Here is a 23,069-nt window from a genome sequence, read left to right as displayed (position 1 = left end):
ATATCGGATGAAGCGCACTTTCTCTTTTTTCTCTGCCAATTAGCACATTAGCATATTGGCGCATTAATTCATTAAATTAGTATGACGATAAGGTTAAACAAAGTAACAAGAGATTTGAATGTGGGAATTACGACGGCTGTCGAGTTTCTGCAGAAGAAAGGATTTACCGTAGAGGCAAATCCGAATACGAAGATTACCGATGAGCAGTTTGATCTGCTCAAGAGGGAGTTTAGTACAGATAAGGACCTTAAAATAAAATCGGAGCGTTTCAGCCAGGAACGTCAGAAAGACCGTAATAAGGCATCTGTGTCTATTGACGGTTATGAGAAGGAAGCGCAGGAAAAAGCGAAACCAGAGGAGATTAAGACGGTTGTTCCTGAGGATGCCCGTCCTAAGTTCAAGCCCGTCGGCAAGATTGACTTGGACAAGCTGAACCGCAGAACCGCCCCTATCCAAGAAGAGGAGAAAAAAGAAGAAGTGGCAGAGAGAGTTGTAGAGGAGAAGAAAGAAACGCCTGCGCCGGTCGTTGTCGAAGCGCCGGAACCGGAACCTGCCCCTATGATTCAGCCCGAACCGGAATATAAGCCCGAACCGGAACATAAACCGGAACCCAAATCCGACCCCCAACCGGCCCCTGCCATTAAGGAAGAGCCCGTGCCCGTTGTTGAGGTCAAAGAAGAACCTAAAAAGGAAGAAATGAAAGAAGTGCCCGTTCAGGCACCGGTAGCTGAAGAAGCTCCGGCCAAAAAAGAGGAAAAAGTAGCAAAAGAAGGAGAGGAAATCTTCAAAATACATCAGCCTGAATTTGTCTCGAAGATCAATGTCATCGGACAAATTGACTTGGCTGCGCTGAACCAATCTACACGTCCGAAGAAGAAATCGAAAGAGGAAAAACGTAAGGAACGTGAAGAAAAAGACAAATTGCGTCAGGACCAGAAGAAGCAGATAAAGGAGGCGATCATCAAAGAGATACGCCGTGACGATAATAAGCCGAAAGACGCTAATGCCGATGCTGGTGCGAACAAGAAGAAACGCGTTCGTATCAATAAAGAGAAGGTTGACATCAATAACGCTTCCAATTTCCAGCGCGGTGGCAATGACCGTTCCAGAAACGGCGGCGCACCCTCCGGTGGAGGCCAGCAAGGCGGCCAGCATGCTGCTGGTGGTCAGCATGGTGCAAACAGCGGTAATAACAACAGAAACCGTAATAAGGATCGCTTCAAGAAGCCTGTCATCAAACAGGAGGTAAAAGAGGAGGATGTGGCAAAGCAGGTGAAAGAGACTTTGGCACGCCTCACATCCAAAGGAAAGAACAAGGGAGCCAAATATCGTAAGGAAAAGCGTGATATAGCCTCTAACCGCATGCAAGAGTTGGAGGATTTGGAAATGGCGGAAAGCAAGGTGTTGAAAATCACCGAATTCGTGACTGCCAATGAGTTGGCAAACATGATGGACATTTCTGTTACACAGGTCATTGCCACTTGTATGAGCGTCGGCATTATGGTTTCCATCAACCAGCGTCTGGATGCCGAGACTATCAATCTGGTGGCTGAAGAATTTGGCTTCAAGACAGAATATGTCAGTGCGGAAGTTTCTCAGGCTATTGTGGAGGAAGAAGATGCAGAGGAAGATCTCGAACATCGCGCTCCGATTGTGACGGTGATGGGACATGTTGACCATGGTAAGACTTCATTGCTGGACTATATCCGTAAGGCAAATGTAATTGCCGGTGAGGCGGGCGGCATCACACAGCATATCGGCGCCTACCACGTCACTCTGGAAGACGGGCGAAAGATTACATTCCTCGATACTCCGGGACACGAAGCGTTTACGGCCATGCGTGCCCGTGGAGCGAAAGCCACTGATATTGCCATCATCATTGTCGCTGCGGACGATGACGTGATGCCTCAGACCAAGGAGGCCATCAACCATGCCATGGCTGCGGGTGTTCCTATAGTATTTGCAATCAATAAGATTGATAAGCCTACTGCCAATCCGGACAAGATCAAGGAAGAATTGGCTGCCATGAACTTCTTGGTGGAAGAATGGGGCGGTAAATATCAGTCACAGGATATTTCGGCAAAGAAAGGTGTCGGTGTTGCCGAGTTGATGGAGAAAGTGCTTTTGGAAGCGGAGATGCTCGATCTGAAAGCAAACCCCAACCGCAATGCCACCGGTTCCATCATTGAGTCTTCACTGGACAAGGGTCGTGGTTATGTGGCTACGGTACTGGTTTCCAACGGTACATTGAAGATGGGCGACATCGTTCTGGCCGGTACAAGCTATGGTAAGGTGAAGGCCATGTTCAACGAGCGCAACCAGCGCATGAAGGAGGCGGGACCTTCCGAGCCTGCCCTGATATTGGGCTTGAACGGTGCTCCTGCCGCCGGTGACACATTCCATGTGATCGAAACTGAACAGGAAGCCCGTGAGATAGCCAACAAACGCGAACAGTTGCAGCGTGAGCAAGGCTTGCGTACGCAGAAGATGCTGACGCTTGATGAAGTGGGACGCCGCCTGGCATTGGGTGATTTCCACGAACTGAACGTGATTGTGAAGGGTGACGTGGACGGATCAGTAGAAGCATTGAGCGATTCTTTGATTAAGCTGTCTACCGAACAGGTACAGGTAAACGTGATCCACAAAGGTGTGGGAGCGATTTCCGAATCGGATGTGTCTTTGGCTGCCGCTTCAAATGCGATTATCGTCGGTTTCCAGGTACGTCCTTCGGGTGCGGCTGCCAAGTTGGCGGAGCAAGAGGGTGTGGATATCCGCAAGTATTCCGTTATCTACGATGCCATCGAGGAGGTGAAAGCTGCTATGGAAGGTATGCTGGCGCCTACATTGAAAGAGCAGGTCACAGCAACCATCGAGGTGCGCGAGGTGTTCAATATCACGAAGGTGGGACTTGTGGCAGGTGCTATGGTGAAGACCGGAAAGGTGAAACGCAGCGACAAGGCCCGTCTGATTCGCGACGGTATCGTTGTCTTCACTGGCTCCATCAATGCTTTGAAGCGGTTCAAGGACGATGTGAAAGAGGTGGGAACCAACTTCGAGTGTGGTATCAGCCTGACGGGTTGCAACGACATCAAAGTGGGAGACATCATCGAATCTTACGAAGAAGTGGAAGTAAAACAGACTTTGTAGTAATATAGCGAAGAACTAAAAAATTTCAGCCGCAGATGACGCGGATGACACAGATTTTCTCTCTGTGCGGCGCGATAAGGAGTGTAGCGCAGCCTATTGATCTGCGTCGTCCGTGTCATCTGCGGCTGAAGCATTATTTACGGATTGAATTATGACAACTATTGACATTCTTATCATCATAGCTTTTGGAACCGGTGCGGTGATCGGTTTCATGAAAGGACTCATCAAACAACTGGCATCCGTGCTGGGGCTGGTCGTCGGCCTGCTGGCGGCAAAAGCTCTGTACGCTCCTTTGGCAGCGAAATTGTGTCCCACGGTGACCGACTCCATGACATTTGCGCAGATATTGGCGTTTGTCATCATTTGGGTGGTGGTTCCACTGGGATTTTCCATAGTGGCCTCCATGCTGACCAAGGCAATGGAAGCTATCTCGCTGGGGTGGCTGAACCGTTGGCTGGGAAGCGGATTGGGGGCACTCAAGTATCTGTTACTTGTCAGCCTGCTGATCGGAGTCATCGAATTTGTGGATGGAGACAACAAGCTGATCAGTCAAACAAAAAAGCAGGAATCTGCGTTATATTATCCAATGAACTCTTTCGGCGGGATATTCCTTCCTGCGGCAAAGCACGTTACCGAACAATTTTTATTGAAGAATCATGCAACAGAAGAATCTGAAAGACAAAAATAAAATACCCATAGCCGGCGGGTCCGGGAAGGCAGATGAGAGGAAGCCTTCCAACGAACTGGTGCGGAAGATTGCAGAAGAAAAGTACAAGTACGGTTTCAGCACCGATGTCCATACGGAGGTTATCGAGTGCGGACTGAACGAAGATATCGTCAGGCTCATTTCGGAGAAGAAGGGAGAACCGGAATGGTTGCTGGAATTCCGCCTGAAGGCCTACCGTTATTGGCTGACGCTGGAGATGCCGGTATGGGCGCATCTCCATATTCCTGAGATTGATTATCAGGCTATCTCTTACTATGCTGACCCTACGAAGAAGAAAAAGGATACTCCGCAGAGCATGGATGAGGTGGATCCCGAACTGGTGAAAACATTCAATAAGCTGGGCATACCCTTGGAGGAACAGATGGCACTGAGTGGCATGGCGGTAGATGCCGTTATGGACTCTGTGTCCGTAAAGACCACTTTTAAGGAAACGCTGATGGAGAAAGGCATCATCTTCTGCTCCTTCAGCGAAGCCGTACGCGAACATCCCGATCTGGTGCAGAAGTATCTTGGATCGGTGGTTCCCTACCGCGACAATTTTTTTGCTGCATTGAATTCGGCCGTCTTTTCCGACGGTTCTTTCGTATATATCCCTAAGGGAGTGCGTTGTCCGATGGAACTGTCCACTTATTTCCGCATCAATGCCCGCAACACTGGGCAGTTTGAGAGGACTCTGATTGTGGCCGAAGATGATTCTTATGTGTCTTATCTGGAAGGTTGTACGGCGCCGATGCGCGATGAGAACCAACTGCATGCTGCTATTGTGGAAATAGTGGTGCATGATCGTGCGGAGGTGAAATACAGCACTGTGCAAAACTGGTATCCGGGTGATGCCGAGGGACGGGGAGGTGTTTACAACTTTGTGACCAAGCGCGGTCATTGCAAGGGTGTGGATAGCAAGCTGTCGTGGACACAGGTGGAAACCGGTTCCGCCATTACCTGGAAATATCCTTCGTGTATCCTTTCGGGTGATAATTCTACTGCTGAGTTTTACAGTGTGGCTGTGACTAACAACCATCAGCAGGCAGATACGGGCACGAAGATGATACATTTGGGGAGGAATACTCGGAGCACCATCGTGAGCAAAGGCATCTCCGCCGGACAGAGCGAGAACTCGTACCGTGGACTGGTGCGTGTATCTGCCAAAGCGGACAACGCCCGCAATTACAGCCAGTGCGACTCTCTGTTGCTGGGTGACAAGTGTGGTGCGCATACTTTCCCTTACATGGATATTCATAACGAAACGGCCATTGTGGAGCATGAAGCCACGACCAGTAAAATCAGTGAAGATCAGATATTTTATTGCAACCAGCGCGGCATTTCTACCGAAGACGCCGTTGGTCTGATAGTGAACGGCTATGCCAAGGAAGTGCTCAACAAACTCCCGATGGAGTTTGCGGTAGAAGCACAGAAACTGCTTGCCATCTCACTGGAAGGGAGTGTAGGGTAAAGGTGTCTGTTCGGAGCAATGTGAAGGAACGAATCAAAATACAGTAACAGTCAAACAGTAAAATAAAAATGTTAGAAATAAAAGACCTGCATGCCAGCATTAACGGCAAGGAAATATTGAAAGGCATCGATCTTGTCATTCGCGATGGCGAGGTGCATGCACTGATGGGGCAGAACGGTGCTGGAAAAAGTACGTTGAGCAATGTTTTGGTGGGGCATCCCGCCTATGAGGTCACTAAAGGTTCGGTCATCTTCAACGGCAAGGACCTTCTCGCCATGCCACCCGAAGACCGTGCCCACGAGGGTATTTTCCTCTCTTTTCAGTCACCGGTTGAGATTCCTGGCGTATCGATGGTAAACTTTATGCGTGCCGCCGTCAACGAGCAGCGCAAGTATCGCCATTTGCCCGCACTCTCCGCCAGCGAATTCCTTAAACTGATGCGTGAGAAGCGCGCTATCGTGGAACTGGACAACAAACTTGCCAACCGCAGTGTGAACGAAGGCTTTTCCGGTGGTGAGAAGAAGCGTAACGAAATTTTCCAGATGGCCATGCTTGAACCCGCCTTCGCCATTCTGGACGAAACGGATTCCGGACTTGACGTTGATGCTCTGCGTATTGTGGCCGATGGCTTCAACAAACTTAAAACACCGCATACCAGTGCCATGGTTATCACTCACTATCAGCGTTTGCTGGATTACCTGAGACCCGACATCGTGCACGTACTGCTTGGCGGACGTATCGTCAAGACCGGTGGACCGGAATTGGCTCAGGAAATAGAAAAGCGTGGTTTTGATTGGATAAAAAAGGAGAGTGAATTATAAATTCATCATTACATAAAATGAGTATCGAACAACAATATATAGACCTTTTCTCCCAGACGGAAGCTACGATATGCCGGCATAGCGCGGAGGTGCTGAATGCACCGCGTTCCGCCGCATTTGCCGACTTTGAACGGCTCGGATTTCCCACTCGTAAGCAGGAGAAATATAAATATACGGATGTCAGCAACTTCTTTGAACCGGATTATGGCTTGAACTTGAACCGTCTGGAACTTCCCGTAAATCCTTATGAAGTATTCAAGTGCGATGTGCCCAACATGAGTACAGCCCTCTACTTTGTGGTGAACGATGCTTTCTATAACAAAACCTTGCCGAAGTCACATCTTCCTCAAGGCGTTATCTTCGGCAGCCTGAAGGAAGTGGCGGAGCAGAATCCCGAACTGGTAAGGAAATATTACGGCAAACTGGCAAATACCGCTGAAGATGGTGTGGCGGCATTCAATACAGCTTTTGCACAAGACGGCGTGTTGCTTTACGTCCCTAAGAACGTGGTGGTGGAGAAGCCCATCCAACTGGTCAATATCCTGCGCGGTGACGTTGATTTTCTTGTTAATCGCCGCGTACTGATTATCCTCGAAGAAGGTGCTCAAGTCCGTTTGCTGGCATGCGACCATGCCATGGATTCCGTCAATTTCTTGGCGACACAGGTCATCGAGGCCTTTGTAGGCGAGAATGCTGTTTTTGACTTTTATGAACTGGAAGAAACCCACACCAGCACCGTACGTATCAGCAACCTGTATGTCAAGCAGGAAGCGGGCAGTAATGTTCTGCTCAACGGAATGACCTTGCACAACGGAACCACTCGCAACACCACACGGGTCACTCTCGCCGGCCGGCATGCCGAGTTGAATCTCTGCGGCATGGCGATTGCTGACAAAAATCAGCATGTGGACAACAATACATCCATAGACCATGCGGCGTCCTACTGCACCAGCAACGAACTTTATAAATATGTTCTCGATGACCGGGCGGTTGGCGCTTTTGCCGGACTGGTACTTGTACGTCCCGGCGCACAGCATACCAGTTCGCAGCAAACCAACCGCAACTTATGTGCCACGCGTGATGCACACATGTACACCCAGCCACAGCTTGAAATCTATGCGGACGATGTGAAGTGCAGCCACGGAGCCACGGTAGGACAGCTCGATGAAACCGCTTTGTTCTATATGAGGCAGCGTGGTATCCCTGTACACGAAGCACGGTTGTTGCTGATGTTTGCCTTTGTAAACGAAGTCATTGACACCATTCGTCTGGACGCATTGAAAGATCGTCTGCATCTGTTGGTGGAGAAGCGATTCCGCGGTGAACTCAACAAATGCCAGGGATGTGCCATTTGCAAATAAAGAATTGATATGGATATACAAAAGATAAGAGCCGATTTCCCCATACTTTCCCGCAAAGTATATGGCAAGCCGTTGGTTTACTTAGACAATGGAGCCACCACCCAGAAACCTCGTACCGTGGTAGAGTCTATCACCGATGAGTATTACTCTGTTAATGCCAATGTGCATCGTGGCGTGCATTTCCTATCCCAGCAGGCCACGGAACTGCACGAGGCTTCGCGTGAGACGGTGCGCAGGTTCATCAATGCCCGCAGCACTGCCGAGATTATATTTACACGAGGCACAACCGAGAGCATCAATTTGCTTGCCTCCTGCTTTGGTGAGGAGTTCATGCACGAAGGGGATGAGGTCATACTCTCCGTCATGGAGCACCACAGCAACATCGTTCCCTGGCAATTGCTGGCAGCCAAGCGCGGCATTACCCTCAAAGTGATCCCGATGAATGATAAGGGTGAACTGCTGTTGGACGAATATAAGAAAATGTTTTCCGAACGTACGAAGATTGTGAGCATTGCCCATGTCTCCAATGTTTTAGGCACAGTCAATCCCGTAAAGGAAATGACTGCCTTTGCCCACGAACAGGGAGTGCCCGTGCTTATTGACGGTGCACAGTCCATCCCTCACATGCCGGTGGACGTGCAAGAACTGGATGCCGATTTCTTTGTGTTCTCCGGTCACAAAGTCTATGGTCCTACCGGCGTAGGAGTGCTCTATGGCAAGGAAGAATGGCTCGATAAATTGCCGCCCTATCAAGGAGGTGGTGAGATGATACAGCACGTGTCATTTGAAAAGACCATATTCAACGAACTTCCCTTCAAGTTCGAGGCAGGCACACCCGATTATATAGGTACTACCGGGCTTGCCAGAGCTTTGGACTACGTATCGCTCATAGGTATGGACCGGATTGCCGCCTACGAGCAAGAGCTTACCGGCTATGCCATGCGGCATTTGAAGGAGATTCCCGGAATGCGCATCTTTGGTGAGGCAGCAGATAAGGGAAGCGTCATCTCTTTTCTTGTCGGTGACATCCATCATTTCGATATGGGTACTTTACTCGATCGTCTCGGCATCGCCGTACGTACCGGACACCACTGTGCCCAGCCGCTTATGCAGTGTTTGGGCATCGAAGGAACGGTTCGTGCCTCCTTCGGTCTTTATAATACCAAAGAAGAAATAGATACATTGGTGAGAGGCATAGAACGGGTCAGACAGATGTTTTGAAATTCAGATGGCGTGTATATACATGATTTTTGAGGGATAATTTGAAAAAATAACGTCATCAAGCATGCATGATAAAATAAAGTTAGTATCTTTGAGTGTTCTCTATTTTTATTAGTCAATAAATTAGCATTGAGCCTTAAAGCCTGCTTTATGATGTCATGGAAAAAAATGTATCTATAACTCCTGAAAAGTTATTTCTGGAACGTTTGCAACAGGGAGATGTTGAGGCTTTCTCTTGCTTGTTCGACCAGTATCATCGCCTGCTATATATTTTGGCTTATCGTTATCTAAGATCGGGAAGGGAAGCAGAAGATGCTGTTCAATACACTTTCATGAAGATTTGGGAGCAGAGAGAATCTTTGAACTTTTCCAACGGTACAAGAAGTTTACTTTTCACGATTATGAAGAATTATGTACTCAATGAATTGCGGCATCAGCAGGTAGTTCAAGAAAGTCACGAAGACATTTTGCATGGTGTTGCAGGAGATGACGAGGGCTTCCTTGCTGCATTAGAACAAAGGGAAACGAAAGAATATCTGCGGAGGGCCATTATTGCCTTACCATTGCAAAAGCGGGAGATATGCAGGCTCAAGATAGAGGCGGAACTGTCAAACCAACAGATCGCTGAGAAAATGAATATCAGTATATCTACGGTCAAATCTCATTATATGCAGGCGATTAAGATGCTAAAAAAGGCCATGGGCAAAATATTGTAAATTTGGCTAAAAAATAATTTTCGGAGAATTCAAATATCTATCCTTTTTGTACATTTGCAAGGGTTAATAAAATAGAATGGACTCATACCATCTATTGGAAACAAGTGTTTCATTAACTAAAAAAGGAAATAGGATGGGTTTTACTCCGGAAATATTAAATGAGTATTTTGATGGCAAATTAGCGGAAGAAGAACGCAAGCAGGTTTTGGCATGGCTATTGACGGAAGAAGGGCAGGCTTTCCTGTCACGTCATATAGACGAAGATATGCTGAGATTGACTGATGCTTCGGACGAAGTATCTTCGGATTATCCCATTCCCACGGAACGCATGAAGAAACGCTTCATAAATAAAATTCTCGGCCATTTCGGAGGGCCGTTCTCTGCTTCGCAAAAAAAGAAATAGCACGTTTACAGAAATAAGGTATTATCGAATTTGCAAACATTGTACACAAGTGTTTGGCGTAATGAAGAAAACTCCTTGGCAATCGGAGATATCGCAACGAGCTATTGCATCCATAGAACAAAGTGTAACTTTTATCCTTTTCTATCACGAACGATGTGATACAAAAGTGGCGGACAACGGGATGTATCGTAAATAAATTCTCTGTCTTACTCATACTTCTCTTGGAGTGAAGTGTTAGCTTGTAATGTAATTGTACAGATATAGTATCTATGCAAGGCTAATGTTAACTTCAAAAACTATTATTTATGAGAACAGAAATCAGATTTAGAAGACTGCTTTTGATGGGTCTGCTTTTTGGAAGTACCTCTCCATTATGGGGTGAGGCTGCCTTGGGGACTGCGAATGAGGAGGCACTGCCTCCTGTTGCCAAGACACAAAAGGATCACTCATCGTCCTTCGGTGATGCGCTTCAACAGGACAAGGGAGGACGAAGCACTGTCAAGGGAACGGTTATTGACTCGAAGGGAGAAACGGTTATCGGAGCGAATGTGGTGCTAAAAGGAACCACGAATGGTGTCATTACCGGTGTGAATGGAGATTTTACTCTTTCGGGTGTGAAGAAAGGAGATATCATTGTTGTCTCTTTTATTGGCTATAAGACGACAGAGGTGGCCTACAACGGCAAGAGGATGGAGATTGTTCTGGAGGATGACAGCAAAATGTTGGGTGAAGTGGTGGTAACTGCTTTGGGACTTTCTAAACAGGCCCGGTCAGTGGGATATGCTACTTCCAAAGTTTCTACTTCGGAGATGGAACGTGCCAGCGCCCTCAGCCCGGTTAATGCGCTGCAAGGAAAAGTGGCAGGTGTACAGATTAATACAGGGGGCGCTTCGGGTATCACCTCTTCTTCTTCCATCACGATTCGTGGTGCTAAATCTATTGACAAAAATAACTCACCTATTTTCGTAATCGATGGCATGATTATTCAGGAGGCTGTGACGGGTAACCTGAATGGCACTGACTGGGGATCGCAGTTGAAGAACCTGAACCCGTCAGATTATGAGAGTGTCACTGTGCTGAAGGGTGCGGCTGCTACGGCACTTTACGGTTCGCGTGGCGCCAACGGTGCGGTCGTGATTGTCTCCAAGGGAGGCAAGTATGGCAAACAGGGACTGGGGATTGAAATAAACCAGACCGTTGAATGGACTGACGTTTACAAATCTCCGGTAACCCTTCAGAACATCTATGGTGCGGGTACTACCTATAACGGTACGCAGGGAGGCTTCATGGCCGATGGTTCTCTGCAGAAGACATCGAACAGTTTCGGTCCCAGAATGGATGGACAGATGGTAAACCAATATCTGCCTAATGGAGAATCCACTCCTTATGTGGCTCATCCCGACAACTGGAAAGAGTTTTATCAGACCGGAATGAACAGTACTACTAACGTAGCCATCAGTGGTGGGGGAGAGAAATCTTCTTTCCGTGTATCTTATGGCTATACAGACAATAAAGGCGTGTTTGTGCGGAATAATTTTCAGCGACATAATATAGCGTTCAAGGGGCTGACAGATCTCAATAAAGTATTCTCCGTAGAACTGGGAGTTAAATATGCATTTTCCAAAGCTCTTAATGGCGCAAGTCAAGGCGGATGGGATTGGGGAAACAATGTGGGTATGATTACTGCCTATAACCTGCCGCGTAACTATGACATAGGCGCGCACATTGCACAATACCGTGATCCGGAGACGCAAGCGGTTGAATCAAGCAGCGCGTTCGGCACTCTCAGCAGTTATCTGCATACACGTGATACAGCCGTCAGAGAACGCTCGGAGCAGTCACTGCTTGCCGACTTGACGTTGCGTGCCAAAATTGCCCCATGGCTGACTGCCAGCATCAAAGGCAACTATAACTATTACAATGTAGGCTATATGGAGAAAAGATTCGGCACGGGTGCAAATTTCGGTCCTTCAGGTTCGGGCTATTATGAACGCAATGGCAGCACGGAAGGCAACTATAACTTCATGGGAATGTTGCAGTCCACCGACAACAAGATTAATATCGGATCAGAAGAAATTTCACTTTCCGCGATTTTAGCTACTGAACTTTATGGCAATACCGCCAAGAATTACTGGAAGAAGGGCACTAATGGCGGTCTGGTGATTCCGGGTGTGTTTGCTTTCTCCAACTCGGTGAACAAGATTGAACCTACATTTAATTATACTCCGCGCAACCAGCAGACATTCGGTGTTTCGGGCATTCTTAATTTAGGATGGCGTGATCAAGTATTTCTTGAATTGACAGCCCGTAACGACTGGTTGTCTTCTCTTACATATCCTTCCTATGTACTCAGCGGTAAGAATAACTATTCCGTATTCTATCCGTCGGCCAATGCTTCTTGGGTGTTTACCGACACTTTTAAGGAAAAACTGCCCGAATGGTTCTCATTCGGTAAGTTGCGTGCCTCACTGGCCCGTGTAGGTATGGGTACGTCCGCTTATGCTACGTCCAATGGATTCGGAGTTTTTGCACAGTCTCCTATTTATACTCCCGACAAAAGTGGCTCGGTCCTTGCAGCTACCCCTAACTTGGGAACAGCATTCAATGAAAACCTGAAGCCTGAAATCCAGCAGTCCATTGAGCTTGGAGCTGATTTGCGTTTCTTTGACGAACGCTTGAGCATAGACTTTGCGTATTATAAGACCAATACATACAACCAGATTATGAGTGTGGGTTCGGTCAGAGAGTCGGGTGCAAGCAGCCAATTGATTAATGCCGGTAACATCCAGAATCAGGGTATTGAAATTCAACTTGACGCTACCCCGATCCGTACAAAAGATTGGCGCTGGTCTTTAGGCGGAAACTTTACGCTGAATCGTGGTAAAATCAAAGAATTGGATGACAATGTGAAAGAATGGAAGTTGATGGACGGCTACGATGCTGCTCCTGAAATCTGGGCCTATGAGGGAGGAGAGTTCGGTGTGCTGACTTCTTACCTCAACTCTTCTTACATGTCTCCTTTGGCTACATTCCAGGGAGCCGACGGCGACCCGCGTAATGGCAAGATGCTTATTCAGTATGATCAGGAATACGGATCCACCAACGGAGTATCTATGTATTCGCCTGTTACATTATATCAGCGTAATGAGGAAGGAGATAGAGACCGCCATATTTTGGGCAAGGTAGAGCCTGACTTCACATTGAGCTTGAATACTTCCCTTTCCTATAAGAATTTTGACCTTTATATACAAGGTGACGGACGTTTCGGAGGTAACTATTTCTCCAACATGTGGAAGTACTCCATACCGAGAGGAACCTTGAAGTCAACACTCGAAGGCCGTGACAAAGAGCATGGTGGTGTTGCGCGCATCAATTATAAAGGTGAGACTGCATACGACGGTCTGCTGCTGGATGCCGTATTTGCCGAAGGAACCAAAGCACCGGTACAAAACGCTGACGGTACTGCCGGCGAATTGGTGGACGTTAGCGGTATGACCTATGCGCAAGCTCTCTCTGAAAAGAATATCCGTCCCGTCATGACGGGGTCGTGGTATGCATGGAATTATGGTTGGGGTATGCCTGCCATGCCGGGATCTATTCAAGATAACACATGGTTCTGCCTGCGTGAAATCTCCTTAGGTTACCGCTTGCCCGAGAATATATGCAAGAAGTTCGGAGCAAATTATTTACGTGTTGGTTTTACCGCCCGTAATATTTGCTATATCATCAATAAATTGACGGATGGCTTGAATCCGGCTTCCATATCAAGTAACAATCCGTTGCAGCCTATGGACATTGGTGGTGTACCATTCTATCGTACGTTTGCTGTTAATTTAACTCTAAGATTCTAAAAACAGATTATTTATGAAGAAGCTGAAATATTTATTCGCAGGAGTCTGCTCCGCACTGATGCTTACAGGTTGTTTGAGCGACTTTCAGGAGTTGAATACTGATCCTGAGAAACTTGGCAATGCCGATCCCCGTAATGTATTTACCGGGGCTACGCAGAATTTTAACAATAGTTCCCGTGCACATCTGACGGGAAAGTATAGTGGCGTAATGGTTTATATGCAATATCTGGTGTCGGCAGGCGGACCATCGAGTGGCAACTACATCTCGCTGTCAAAGCCCAATGAGACTCCTGAACCTTATTCTCCATCTTATGGCGACTACTATGGTGGAGTGGGGCTGAATCTGGATTATCTTATCAAGAGTGTGATTCCGGCACAAGCCGAGGCCGAGCGTTACAGTGACGTAGGGGCTATTGCACAGATCCTGCTTAGCTACAAACAGTGGCAGATTCTTGATACATACGGAGCAGCTCCCATCACTGAAGCCTTCAAGGCACAGAGTGAGGGCATTCGCACGCCAAAGTATGATCTTTATCAGAAGGCGCTGGACGGTACACCCATGTATAAGAAAATAGATTCGGATGTGAAGGGAGCCGTGGGCAAGCTTCAGGCATCGTCTGCCATGCAGTATCCTTTGGGAGCGAATGACTTCTTTTATGGAGGCGACGTAGCCAAGTGGATTAAATTCGGTAACACACTGCGTGTGAAGATGGCTCAACGGCTTGAGAAGGCTGATACTGATTTTTATAACAGTGTCATCAATGAAGTGCTTGCTTCTGCAAGCAACGTGATGGGAAGCAATGCGGAATCGTGCATTTACTACCATCCCAATGACTATAACAACAATACGGATGATATTCAGGGTATCACCAGTAACTATTGTGCCAGCGCAGCTTTTGTCAACTATCTGAAGACTTATAACGACCCGCGTCTCCCTATCATGGTGCGTCGCAATGGATTTGGCGATGGTAACAACAATACGAGTAATGACGAATGGTTTGAAATCTTCAAGAAAGAATATCCCGACTATGAGAATCATTATTCGCAATTCACAGACCGGTATGTAGGGATATCTGCCAATCCGGACAGCGCAAACAGCACTTATCATAAGAATGCTTATTTGACAGTACCTTATCACAAGGCAGACGGTACGGAGGCGAATATGGAAATCCGTATGCACTCTCAAGTGGAAAGCCGTTACTACGTGAAGAATGGTGGACGCAACGGTAACAACAATATGCCGGCACGTGCCATTGAAGCAGTGGAGTATGAGATCAATCAGGATAAGATAGATTGCTTTACCCCCATCCTTACTTACCCGGAAACTTGCTTTATGCTGGCCGAAATAGCCATAAAGAAAGGTGCTTCCGTAGCGGGAAAGGATGCCACCGCTTGGTATCGCGAAGGCATTAAGGCTTCAATAGAGCAATATAAAGGTTGGGCTGCCAACATGTATGTCATTGCTCAGGTTTCGGAGACGGCATCCAATTACAATCCCATCACGGATGCTAAAATTGCCGCTTATCTGGCCCGGCCGGAGTTTCAGACGGCAACGCTTGAAAAAATAATCTCTCAGCAATGGATTAATCTCTACATGCAGCCCGAAGAAATGTGGGCTACATGGAAACGTACCGGTCTTCCACGTTTCAAGGATCAGCCTATACCCGAAGCCGGTGTGGGTTATCTTGAGACCATCCAGACGTCAAGTGTCGATTTGATTATTCCGCGCCGCAATTCTTTGAGCACCCCCAACAGCCTGAATCTTACCAATTACAATGAGGCTGTCAAGATGCTGATGGAAGATTCCGATTATGGTACAGGTACTAACCGTACGGAAGGCCGTATTTGGTGGGATAAGAAATAGTTTCTGTCATAAATATTTGCACTCTCTGAATAACAGAGAGTGCAAATACTTGGTTAAGGGAACATATTTATTAAAAAGAAAAGTCGTGTGAGAAAAGAGTATTTGGTAATTCTGCTGCTGTTTTGTATGACAGGATAATTTGTCTGTCAGACTTATTTGCGGTACAATTGCCCTGCCTCGTCGATGCTGATGCTCTTTCCGTCGGGCAATGTCACGGTTATTTCGTATTTATGACTGATGGCTTCCACTTTGATGTGGCTGTTTTCGGGCAGGCTCCGCACTTCCTTTTCGGTCAGGCAGAAGTCTTTGAGGTTGCTGTAATAGCGGCCGTTCCTGGCAAATTGTTCTTCTTGAGCATAAAACATTGCCCAGAGCAGGCGTTCCACAGGATATGATGCAGGGTAATGGAAGTCCTCGTTGCCATTTCCTGCTTTCTTTTCTGACAGATACACATATCCCCATCTTTCGGGCATGTGCATGGCTACTTGTCCGGTGGCTCCCCAAGTCCAGTTGTCTTCGGGCAAGAACTTTCCCTGTACATCTTTTTTGCGGTTGTATCGTCCGTTTTTGTCAATCTCATATTGCCATTCCACACGTGAGAATCCGATACGCAGGTAATTGCCTGCCTTCAGATAATTGTCGAATTCTGCGGCGATGGCTTTGCGGGGTATGGCCATTTCCACAGTCCATCCTTTGTCCTTGTCATCTGCTTTGTTCACGGTTCCATCAATGTGGGTGGCGATTTTCAGTCCCGGACAATTCCACTGGAACTGAACATGTCCCCGCCGTGGCGAACGGTAGGGCTTTTCTACCGAGAGATCGAACACGGTTCCGATGGCGTTCACCTCTATTTCATAATAATTGTGTGCGTCGCCGGTGGGATCTATGAATACTTCGAAATCGTTATCGTAATATACAATGGTATCCCGTTGCTGCAAGTTGGCCCATACGTGAGGATCTTCCAGTTGGGCGGCAATGTAAAGGTAGTTGTCATCCCAAAGCATTCGTGCTTGGGTATTGAAGCGTGGAGTGGGAAATCCTTCTCCGCTGATGTCCGTGAAGGAGGTGGTAAGCGGGGCGTTTTGCCAGGAAACTTCATCCAGACATCCGTCTATGCGTATGGAGTCTGTCGTCCGCAGGCATACGTAGCCTTCGGGATTGGTAAGGAACCGCTGGTAACGTTCGGTCAGACTCTGTGCCGTTGTGTTCAGGGCTATTGCCATGAGAAAGATCAATGTCAGAAAAAGGCTTCTTTTCATGATGTGGTTTATTTTACGGGGTTAATTAACGGAGATTACTTGTCCCTCGCCACGGTAAAGTTTGATGGGGCCGTCGAGGAGTACGGCAACAACCGTTATCTGTTCGTCCTGATTCTGTTCCGGTAAGTCAATATAGACGATGCCCGGCACTGAGCTCCAGTAGAGTTTGTTGTAAACCTTATAGTTCAGCATGGCTCCGTCTCCCACGACCCATACGCGGTTCACTTTGTTGCAGATGCCTTTCAGTTCGAGGGGGCCGTTCGGGCGGTTGGGGATATAGAGGTACAGAATGTCACCGGTGGTATTCAGTGTGGTATATCCTCCGTGGAAGTGTTCGGCGGGTATTCCGGCACGGGTTTCGTAGATGGCTTCTTTGTGTTTGGAAGTCCAACGGCCGAATTCCTTTAATATTTCCACTTGCGGGGCGGGAATGGTTCCGTCAGCTTTCGGACCGATGTCCAGTAGCATGTTGCCTCCCATGCTCAGACAGTCAACGAATGAGCGTAGCAGCATTTGCGGTGTCTTGTAGTTAGTGTCTGTGTGTTGGTAGCCCCAAGAATCGTTCATAGTGTAGCACAATTCCCAGTATTTGTCTTTGGGACGCACTACGGGCACTCCCTGTTCGGGTGTGGCATAGTCTCCATATCCCTGTATGCGTGAGTTGATGATGACTTCTGGATTGGTGGAGCGCAGCAGTTCCACGATTTCTTTTGATTTCCAGTCTTCGGCCGACTGTTCCCAGTCACCGTCAAACCAGTATAAGTCAGGTTTGTATGCCGTGTTCAGTTCCTTCATCTGGCTCAGATTGAACTTACAGAACGATTGCCATCGGGCGGGATCTTGCCTGATGTCGTATCGCTTGGTGGTCTTGGTCTTGTTGGGGTAGTCTTCACGGCTCCAGTCCAGCAGCGAGTAGTACAGACCCAAGCGTAGTCCTTGGCGGTGCACTTCATCCACAAAAGGTGTCAGCAGATCCCTTTTGGCAGGCGAGGATTTCACGGCACTCAGGTTACCGGCCTTTGTGTTCCACAAGGCAAATCCGTCGTGGTGCTTGGTGGTGATGACCGTATATTTCGCTCCACTTTCCTTGATGAGTTCCACCCATTCTTTGGGGTTGTACTTGCCGGCATTGAAGCCTTTCTGCTGCTTCATGTATTCGTCGTAAGGCAGGTAGTCGTTGTAGAACGACCAGCTTTCCGACACTCCTTTCACGGCGTAGATGCCCCAATGGATAAAGATGCCCAGCTTGGCTTTCCCAAACCATTCCATCCGTTGGTTGTAGGCTTCGGGTGTTTCTCCGGTCAGAGGCGACTGCGCGGCCATCTTTCCTCCCAGGCATAGTAACAGGATGGCGGCCATCCACTTTCTTGTTCTGTTCATTGTCATAGTCTTTAAATAAAGGATAGCAATATGCTTAATAATTCTCATGGTACAAATTTCTGAAAAAAATGTAGTTTCTGCAACTTTTCAGAGGTGCGATGCGTCTAACAATAACAAATAACTTTTAATAAAGAAGAATATCATGTTAGTAACAACAACTCCAACCATTGAAGGTGCACGTATCACCCGTTATTATGGCATTGCTTCTGGTGAAACGATCATCGGGGCCAATGTATTCCGCGATATTTTTGCCAGTATCCGCGATGTGGTAGGCGGACGAAGCGGCTCTTACGACGAAGTGCTCCGCGAAGCCAAGGATACCGCCCTGCGCGAGATGCAGGAAAACGCCCGCCGCATGGGAGCCAATGCCGTGATCGGTGTTGACCTTGACTATGAGACAGTGGGAGGCAGCGGCAGCATGCTGATGGTAACGGCTTGCGGAACGGCCGTGACGATAGAATAACGAATGCGTCATCTGTTTTTCAGTACCCGTACTTCTCTTTTCACAAAAATGCCGATTCATTTGCATCTTTCGTTTCAAATCAATATTTTTAGGCTTTCATTCAACCTTTTAATACGAATAATGCTATGGACCGATTACTTTTCTGGCTGGTTCCGGCCGCTTCCATGCTGGCACTTTGCTTTGCCTGGTATTTTCACCGTGAGATGATGAAAGAGAGTGAGGGTACGCCTCAGATGATTAAAATTGCAGCCGCCGTGCGTAAGGGGGCGATGTCGTATCTCCGCCAGCAATACAAGATTGTGGGCTGGGTATTTCTTGGATTGGTTATCCTTTTCTCTATTATGGCCTATGGCTTCGGAGTGCAGAATGTCTGGGTTCCCGTAGCCTTTCTGACCGGTGGCTTCTTCTCCGGACTTTCCGGTTTCTTGGGCATGAAGACGGCTACATATGCTTCGGCGCGTACGGCCAATGCAGCCCGCAGTTCACTGAATGCAGGCCTGCGCATTGCCTTCCGCAGTGGTGCGGTGATGGGACTGGTAGTAGTGGGGCTGGGATTGCTCGACATCTCTTTCTGGTATCTGCTGCTCAATGCCGTGATTCCTGTAGATGTGATGACGCCTACCCATAAGCTTTGTATCATTACCACCACGATGCTGACCTTTGGCATGGGAGCTTCCACGCAGGCATTGTTTGCCCGTGTGGGCGGTGGCATCTATACAAAGGCCGCCGATGTAGGCGCCGACCTCGTAGGTAAAGTAGAGGCCGGCATTCCCGAAGATGATCCGCGCAATCCCGCCACCATTGCCGATAACGTGGGAGACAATGTGGGTGACGTAGCGGGTATGGGTGCTGACCTGTACGAGAGCTATTGCGGTTCCATTCTTGCCACCGCTGCCCTTGGCGCTGCGGCGTTTATCCATTCGGGAGACACATTGATGCAGTTCAAGGCAGTTATTGCTCCGATGCTGATTGCCGCAGTGGGAATTATCCTTTCCATTATCGGTATTTTCTCCGTGCGTACCGCTGAAGACGCTAAGATGAGAGACTTGCTGAAAGCGTTGGCATTCGGAACCAATCTCAGTTCCGTGCTGATAGTGGCAGCCACATTCTTTATCCTCTGGCTGCTGAGGCTGGACAACTGGATGTGGATATCTTGTTCCGTAGTTGTGGGACTGGTGGTAGGTATCATCATCGGGCGTTCCACCGAATATTACACCTCCCAGTCCTATCGCCCTACGCAGAGGTTGAGCGAAAGTGGGAAGACCGGTCCGGCCACCGTCATTATTTCAGGTATCGGGCTGGGAATGCTTTCTACGGCAGTTCCCGTCATTGCGGTGGTGATAGGCATCATCGCTTCCTATCTGTTTGCTTCGGGATTCGATTTTTCCAATGTAGGTATGGGACTCTACGGTATCGGTATCGCTGCCGTGGGAATGCTCTCTACCTTGGGCATCACTCTGGCTACAGATGCTTACGGGCCTATCGCCGACAATGCAGGCGGCAATGCCGAGATGTCCGGTCTTGGCGAGGCTGTCCGTAAGCGTACCGATGCGCTCGATTCTCTTGGCAATACCACTGCGGCCACGGGCAAGGGCTTTGCCATCGGTTCCGCCGCTCTGACGGGATTGGCCCTGCTTGCCTCTTATATAGAAGAGATCCGTATCGGCCTCACCCGTATTGGTACGACCGAAATCTTCTCCGGTGGTGAATCCGTCTCTGTGCAAGATGCCACGTTCTTCGACTTCATGCATCACTACGATGTGACGCTGATGAATCCCAAGGTTCTTTCGGGCATGTTTCTCGGCAGCATGATGGCTTTTCTGTTTTGTGGCCTGACAATGAACGCCGTAGGACGTGCCGCCGCCCATATGGTGGACGAGGTACGCCGCCAGTTCCGTGAGATTAAAGGTATTCTTACGGGTGAAGCGGAGCCCGATTACGAACGCTGCGTGGCTATTTCCACCAAAGGGGCGCAGCGCGAGATGGTGGTTCCTTCGCTGATAGCGATTGCCGCACCTATTGCCACCGGCCTCATCTTTGGCGTTCCCGGTGTATTGGGGCTGCTTATCGGCGGATTGAGCAGCGGTTTCGTGCTTGCCATCTTCATGGCGAATGCGGGCGGCGCATGGGACAATGCCAAGAAGTATGTGGAAGAAGGAAACTTAGGCGGAAAGGGTAGTGAGGTGCATAAAGCTACGGTTGTGGGTGATACCGTAGGTGATCCGTTTAAAGATACCTCCGGCCCCAGTCTGAATATCCTTATCAAGCTGATGAGTATGGTAGCCATTGTGATGGCGGGACTTACCGTTGCGTGGAGCTTGTTCTAAAAGAATGACACTTTGCCGATGCATTGGCAAAGTGTTGCCACTATACAGGCAAGACTTTGCCACTATATAGGCAAAGCCTTGCCAATGTGGTGGCAAGAAGACGGAACTTGATGCCGTAGTTATTATCTGTCGGCTTCTTTCCCGTAGTCATCATACATCATCAGCAGGTGTGACGAGCTCCAACTGAAATGAGGTGCTTTCAGACGTTCTCCGGTATGAGTTCCGTAGTTTTCGTGGATGGGTGCTCCCTCTTTCAGTCCATTCAGTCGGTCGAATACCTGCAAGGTATATTTGTCGGCCAGCTTGTTGTAGCCATAATTGCGCAATCCGCGGATGGCGAAATAGGTCTGGTCGAGCCAGATAGGGCCGCGCCAATAACCATGCGGATTGTACTTGGGATTGTCTGCTGCGATAGTGGGGAAAGGAATATAGGTAGAGAATTTGGCAGTGTCCTGCAGCGTGGGTAACATTTTATCTACCTGCTCCTGAGTAGCAACTCCAGTCCACAGCGGGGTATATGCTTCGCATCCGGGCTCTTCAATAAATGAATTATCTTTCAGACGGCGGTCACAAAAGAAGTTGATGCTCTTGTCAAAGAAATGGTCGGCAACCTTGTCGCTGTGGTCGGGACCGTCGAAAGATATGTTCAGCAGTCCGGAGAATTTCTTCAGCAGTTTACATTCCAGCGCCAGATAAGCGTTCAGATCCACACTTTCCTGATCCATGCTCCAGGCATTTTCGGCGCTTTCATTCTTCAGCATGACGGCATCATCGAAACGGATGGCATTGTCCATGCCGCTTTCCCAGGCGGCGGCTTCCAGAGTGCCGTCGGTGGAGCCGTATTCGCATATGCCGTTGTGATTATGGTCGCGTTTATTGTACCACCACTTGTAGTATGAAAGCAGTTGGGGATATATTTCGGCTACAAAGGCCGTGTCACCCGTTTGGGTGAAGATTTCATCCACAGCCCAGCATACCAGGGGCGGTTTGCTGTCTCGTGCGTTATTTTCCGACGGATCGGTATAGATACAGTCTATAATCATGCCGTCCGGCTGTTGATAGTCAAACATGGCTCGGATGTTGTTCTTAGCCAGTTCTGGAGCGAATTTAGCAGTGCCGGCACTGAAACGCCAACTGTCCCATGCCCAGAATCCCACAAAATAATCTACCGCATGGCTTGGAATGATACCTTCGTGTAGCAGTCCTCCTCGGTGCGTGCGCCAATTGGAAATGAGTGTGGTTACGGCTTTTACGGCGATACGGTCATATTCAGGTTTCATGTCGGTGCGCAGAATCTTGGTAAGGTAACCTTCCCAGCGTTTAGCATTGGCTTGCAGGGCTTTTCCTGGATGGTTGAGCAGATTGGAGATATTCTGCAAGCGGGCGGTCATCTCTTTTTCCGAGGTGAAGAAAGAGATGGCTACGTTGACAGGGTATTTGGGAGAGTGGATAAGTGCCGTATAGTTGTTTTCTGATCCGGTGAGTTCTACATCCGGGGTGAAGGTCACCGCAACGCTCTCACCGCAGGGATGGCGGGCTATGACGGAGTTTTGTTCTATGGTGACGGTTATGCCTTTGCCCCATTGACTGCCTGTGAGGAGCAGCCCTTTCGTTTTGTTTGATTCGATGCGCAGCAAAGCGGTAGAGGCGTCCACAAAGTTGAGTCGCTGCGTTATATTGCCGTCGGTTGAGTGGGCAGACATGTACAGCTCACCGGGGTAGTAGCAGGTAGAGTCGGGAGTGAATGTTGCCTGATCATTTCCGGCAAAGCTTACAAGTGTGGCGGATTGTGCCATCCACTGGCGTCGGGACATATCCAGGCTGAAAGGGCCGCAGAAACCGTTTATCCATTTTCCTTTTTCGGGAAGTGTGAAGCCCATCCATGAACCGGCGTCCGTAAACCATCCGTAGCATTGGTGCAGAGTGTCGGGGGTATAGGCAATGTCCAAGATGTTATTGAAGGTGTATCTTTTCTCCGCGGTGCTCGTGATGTCGAGGGTGCAGGCTGTGATACCTGTTGCCAGCAGAGCGAGATAAATGAAATGTAAAAACTTATGTTGCATAATCTTTATGAATTTA

15 protein-coding genes are annotated in these 23,069 nt (G+C 48.5%); 12 read left to right on the top strand and 3 right to left on the bottom strand.

Annotated elements, in window-relative coordinates; genetic code table 11:
- Positions 1–81: 81 nt before the first annotated feature.
- The 10 genes from infB (at position 82) to BACHE_RS02595 (ending at position 15,561) form a co-directional block, all read left to right on the top strand.
- Positions 82–3,147, top strand: coding sequence for a translation initiation factor IF-2 (gene infB, locus BACHE_RS02640; RefSeq protein WP_013546159.1), 3,066 nt, complete (start codon positions 82–84; stop codon positions 3,145–3,147).
- A 151-nt stretch (positions 3,148–3,298) separates the two neighbouring features.
- Positions 3,299–3,835 carry a CvpA family protein gene (locus BACHE_RS02635; RefSeq protein WP_013546157.1) on the top strand — a complete coding sequence of 179 codons (537 nt, stop codon included), beginning with the start codon at positions 3,299–3,301 and terminating at the stop codon, positions 3,833–3,835.
- Complete coding sequence (gene sufB, locus BACHE_RS02630) at positions 3,804–5,324, top strand: Fe-S cluster assembly protein SufB (RefSeq protein WP_013546156.1); 1,521 nt, start codon at positions 3,804–3,806, stop codon at positions 5,322–5,324. The genes BACHE_RS02635 and sufB overlap by 32 nt, the downstream gene beginning before the upstream one ends.
- Before the next feature lie 68 nt (positions 5,325–5,392).
- Positions 5,393–6,145 carry a Fe-S cluster assembly ATPase SufC gene (gene sufC, locus BACHE_RS02625; RefSeq protein WP_013546155.1) on the top strand — a complete coding sequence of 251 codons (753 nt, stop codon included), beginning with the start codon at positions 5,393–5,395 and terminating at the stop codon, positions 6,143–6,145.
- Between the two features lie 17 nt (positions 6,146–6,162).
- Positions 6,163–7,506, top strand: a complete 1,344-nt coding sequence (sufD, locus tag BACHE_RS02620; RefSeq protein ID WP_013546154.1) for a Fe-S cluster assembly protein SufD — start codon at positions 6,163–6,165, stop codon at positions 7,504–7,506.
- 9 nt (positions 7,507–7,515) lie between these two features.
- Positions 7,516–8,727 carry an aminotransferase class V-fold PLP-dependent enzyme gene (locus BACHE_RS02615; protein ID WP_013546153.1) on the top strand — a complete coding sequence of 404 codons (1,212 nt, stop codon included), beginning with the start codon at positions 7,516–7,518 and terminating at the stop codon, positions 8,725–8,727.
- A 158-nt stretch (positions 8,728–8,885) separates the two neighbouring features.
- Complete coding sequence (locus tag BACHE_RS02610; protein WP_013546152.1) at positions 8,886–9,443, top strand: RNA polymerase sigma factor; 558 nt, start codon at positions 8,886–8,888, stop codon at positions 9,441–9,443.
- 133 nt (positions 9,444–9,576) lie between these two features.
- Positions 9,577–9,846, top strand: a complete 270-nt coding sequence (locus BACHE_RS02605) for an anti-sigma factor (protein WP_013546151.1) — start codon at positions 9,577–9,579, stop codon at positions 9,844–9,846.
- A gap of 305 nt (positions 9,847–10,151) precedes the next feature.
- A complete protein-coding gene (locus tag BACHE_RS02600; protein WP_013546150.1) occupies positions 10,152–13,697 on the top strand; it encodes a SusC/RagA family TonB-linked outer membrane protein in 3,546 nt (1,181 codons plus the stop codon).
- A gap of 13 nt (positions 13,698–13,710) precedes the next feature.
- Entirely contained in the window at positions 13,711–15,561 is a 1,851-nt protein-coding gene (locus tag BACHE_RS02595) for a SusD/RagB family nutrient-binding outer membrane lipoprotein (protein WP_013546149.1), read from the top strand.
- Between the two features lie 152 nt (positions 15,562–15,713).
- Here BACHE_RS02595 and BACHE_RS02590 read toward each other — a convergent pair whose 3' ends face one another.
- Positions 15,714–16,820 carry a carbohydrate-binding family 9-like protein gene (locus BACHE_RS02590; protein ID WP_013546148.1) on the bottom strand — a complete coding sequence of 369 codons (1,107 nt, stop codon included), beginning with the start codon at positions 16,818–16,820 and terminating at the stop codon, positions 15,714–15,716.
- Positions 16,821–16,841: 21 nt separating this feature from the next.
- Positions 16,842–18,200, bottom strand: coding sequence for an alpha-L-fucosidase (locus tag BACHE_RS02585; RefSeq protein WP_013546147.1), 1,359 nt, complete (start codon positions 18,198–18,200; stop codon positions 16,842–16,844).
- Between the two features lie 142 nt (positions 18,201–18,342).
- Here BACHE_RS02585 and BACHE_RS02580 point away from each other — a divergent pair, with 142 nt between their 5' ends.
- Together BACHE_RS02580 and BACHE_RS02575 are read left to right on the top strand one after the other, a co-directional pair.
- Positions 18,343–18,663, top strand: a complete 321-nt coding sequence (locus BACHE_RS02580) for a heavy metal-binding domain-containing protein (RefSeq protein ID WP_013546146.1) — start codon at positions 18,343–18,345, stop codon at positions 18,661–18,663.
- Positions 18,664–18,788: 125 nt separating this feature from the next.
- Positions 18,789–20,990, top strand: a complete 2,202-nt coding sequence (locus tag BACHE_RS02575; RefSeq protein ID WP_013546145.1) for a sodium-translocating pyrophosphatase — start codon at positions 18,789–18,791, stop codon at positions 20,988–20,990.
- A gap of 122 nt (positions 20,991–21,112) precedes the next feature.
- On the opposite strand, the gene BACHE_RS02570 is transcribed toward BACHE_RS02575, so the two are convergent.
- Positions 21,113–23,053: an MGH1-like glycoside hydrolase domain-containing protein gene (locus BACHE_RS02570; protein WP_013546144.1), complete on the bottom strand. Its 1,941-nt coding sequence runs from the start codon at positions 23,051–23,053 to the stop codon at positions 21,113–21,115.
- Between the last annotated feature and the right edge of the window lie 16 nt (positions 23,054–23,069).

Origin of the sequence: Bacteroides helcogenes P 36-108 (genome assembly GCF_000186225.1) — a bacterium.
GTDB classification, from domain to species: Bacteria; Bacteroidota; Bacteroidia; order Bacteroidales; family Bacteroidaceae; genus Bacteroides; species Bacteroides helcogenes.
The sequence above is the reverse complement of the archived record's forward strand: the minus strand, read 5'-3'. Positions and strand labels throughout refer to the sequence as shown.

Coding starts and splice junctions, on each gene's coding strand:
- infB (WP_013546159.1), top strand. CDS start 82: ATGACGATAAGGTTAAACAAAGTAACAAGAGATTTGAATGTGGGAATT.
- BACHE_RS02635 (WP_013546157.1), top strand. CDS start 3,299: ATGACAACTATTGACATTCTTATCATCATAGCTTTTGGAACCGGTGCG.
- sufB (WP_013546156.1), top strand. CDS start 3,804: ATGCAACAGAAGAATCTGAAAGACAAAAATAAAATACCCATAGCCGGC.
- sufC (WP_013546155.1), top strand. CDS start 5,393: ATGTTAGAAATAAAAGACCTGCATGCCAGCATTAACGGCAAGGAAATA.
- sufD (WP_013546154.1), top strand. CDS start 6,163: ATGAGTATCGAACAACAATATATAGACCTTTTCTCCCAGACGGAAGCT.
- BACHE_RS02615 (WP_013546153.1), top strand. CDS start 7,516: ATGGATATACAAAAGATAAGAGCCGATTTCCCCATACTTTCCCGCAAA.
- BACHE_RS02610 (WP_013546152.1), top strand. CDS start 8,886: ATGGAAAAAAATGTATCTATAACTCCTGAAAAGTTATTTCTGGAACGT.
- BACHE_RS02605 (WP_013546151.1), top strand. CDS start 9,577: ATGGGTTTTACTCCGGAAATATTAAATGAGTATTTTGATGGCAAATTA.
- BACHE_RS02600 (WP_013546150.1), top strand. CDS start 10,152: ATGAGAACAGAAATCAGATTTAGAAGACTGCTTTTGATGGGTCTGCTT.
- BACHE_RS02595 (WP_013546149.1), top strand. CDS start 13,711: ATGAAGAAGCTGAAATATTTATTCGCAGGAGTCTGCTCCGCACTGATG.
- BACHE_RS02590 (WP_013546148.1), bottom strand. CDS start 16,820: ATGAAAAGAAGCCTTTTTCTGACATTGATCTTTCTCATGGCAATAGCC.
- BACHE_RS02585 (WP_013546147.1), bottom strand. CDS start 18,200: ATGAACAGAACAAGAAAGTGGATGGCCGCCATCCTGTTACTATGCCTG.
- BACHE_RS02580 (WP_013546146.1), top strand. CDS start 18,343: ATGTTAGTAACAACAACTCCAACCATTGAAGGTGCACGTATCACCCGT.
- BACHE_RS02575 (WP_013546145.1), top strand. CDS start 18,789: ATGGACCGATTACTTTTCTGGCTGGTTCCGGCCGCTTCCATGCTGGCA.
- BACHE_RS02570 (WP_013546144.1), bottom strand. CDS start 23,053: ATGCAACATAAGTTTTTACATTTCATTTATCTCGCTCTGCTGGCAACA.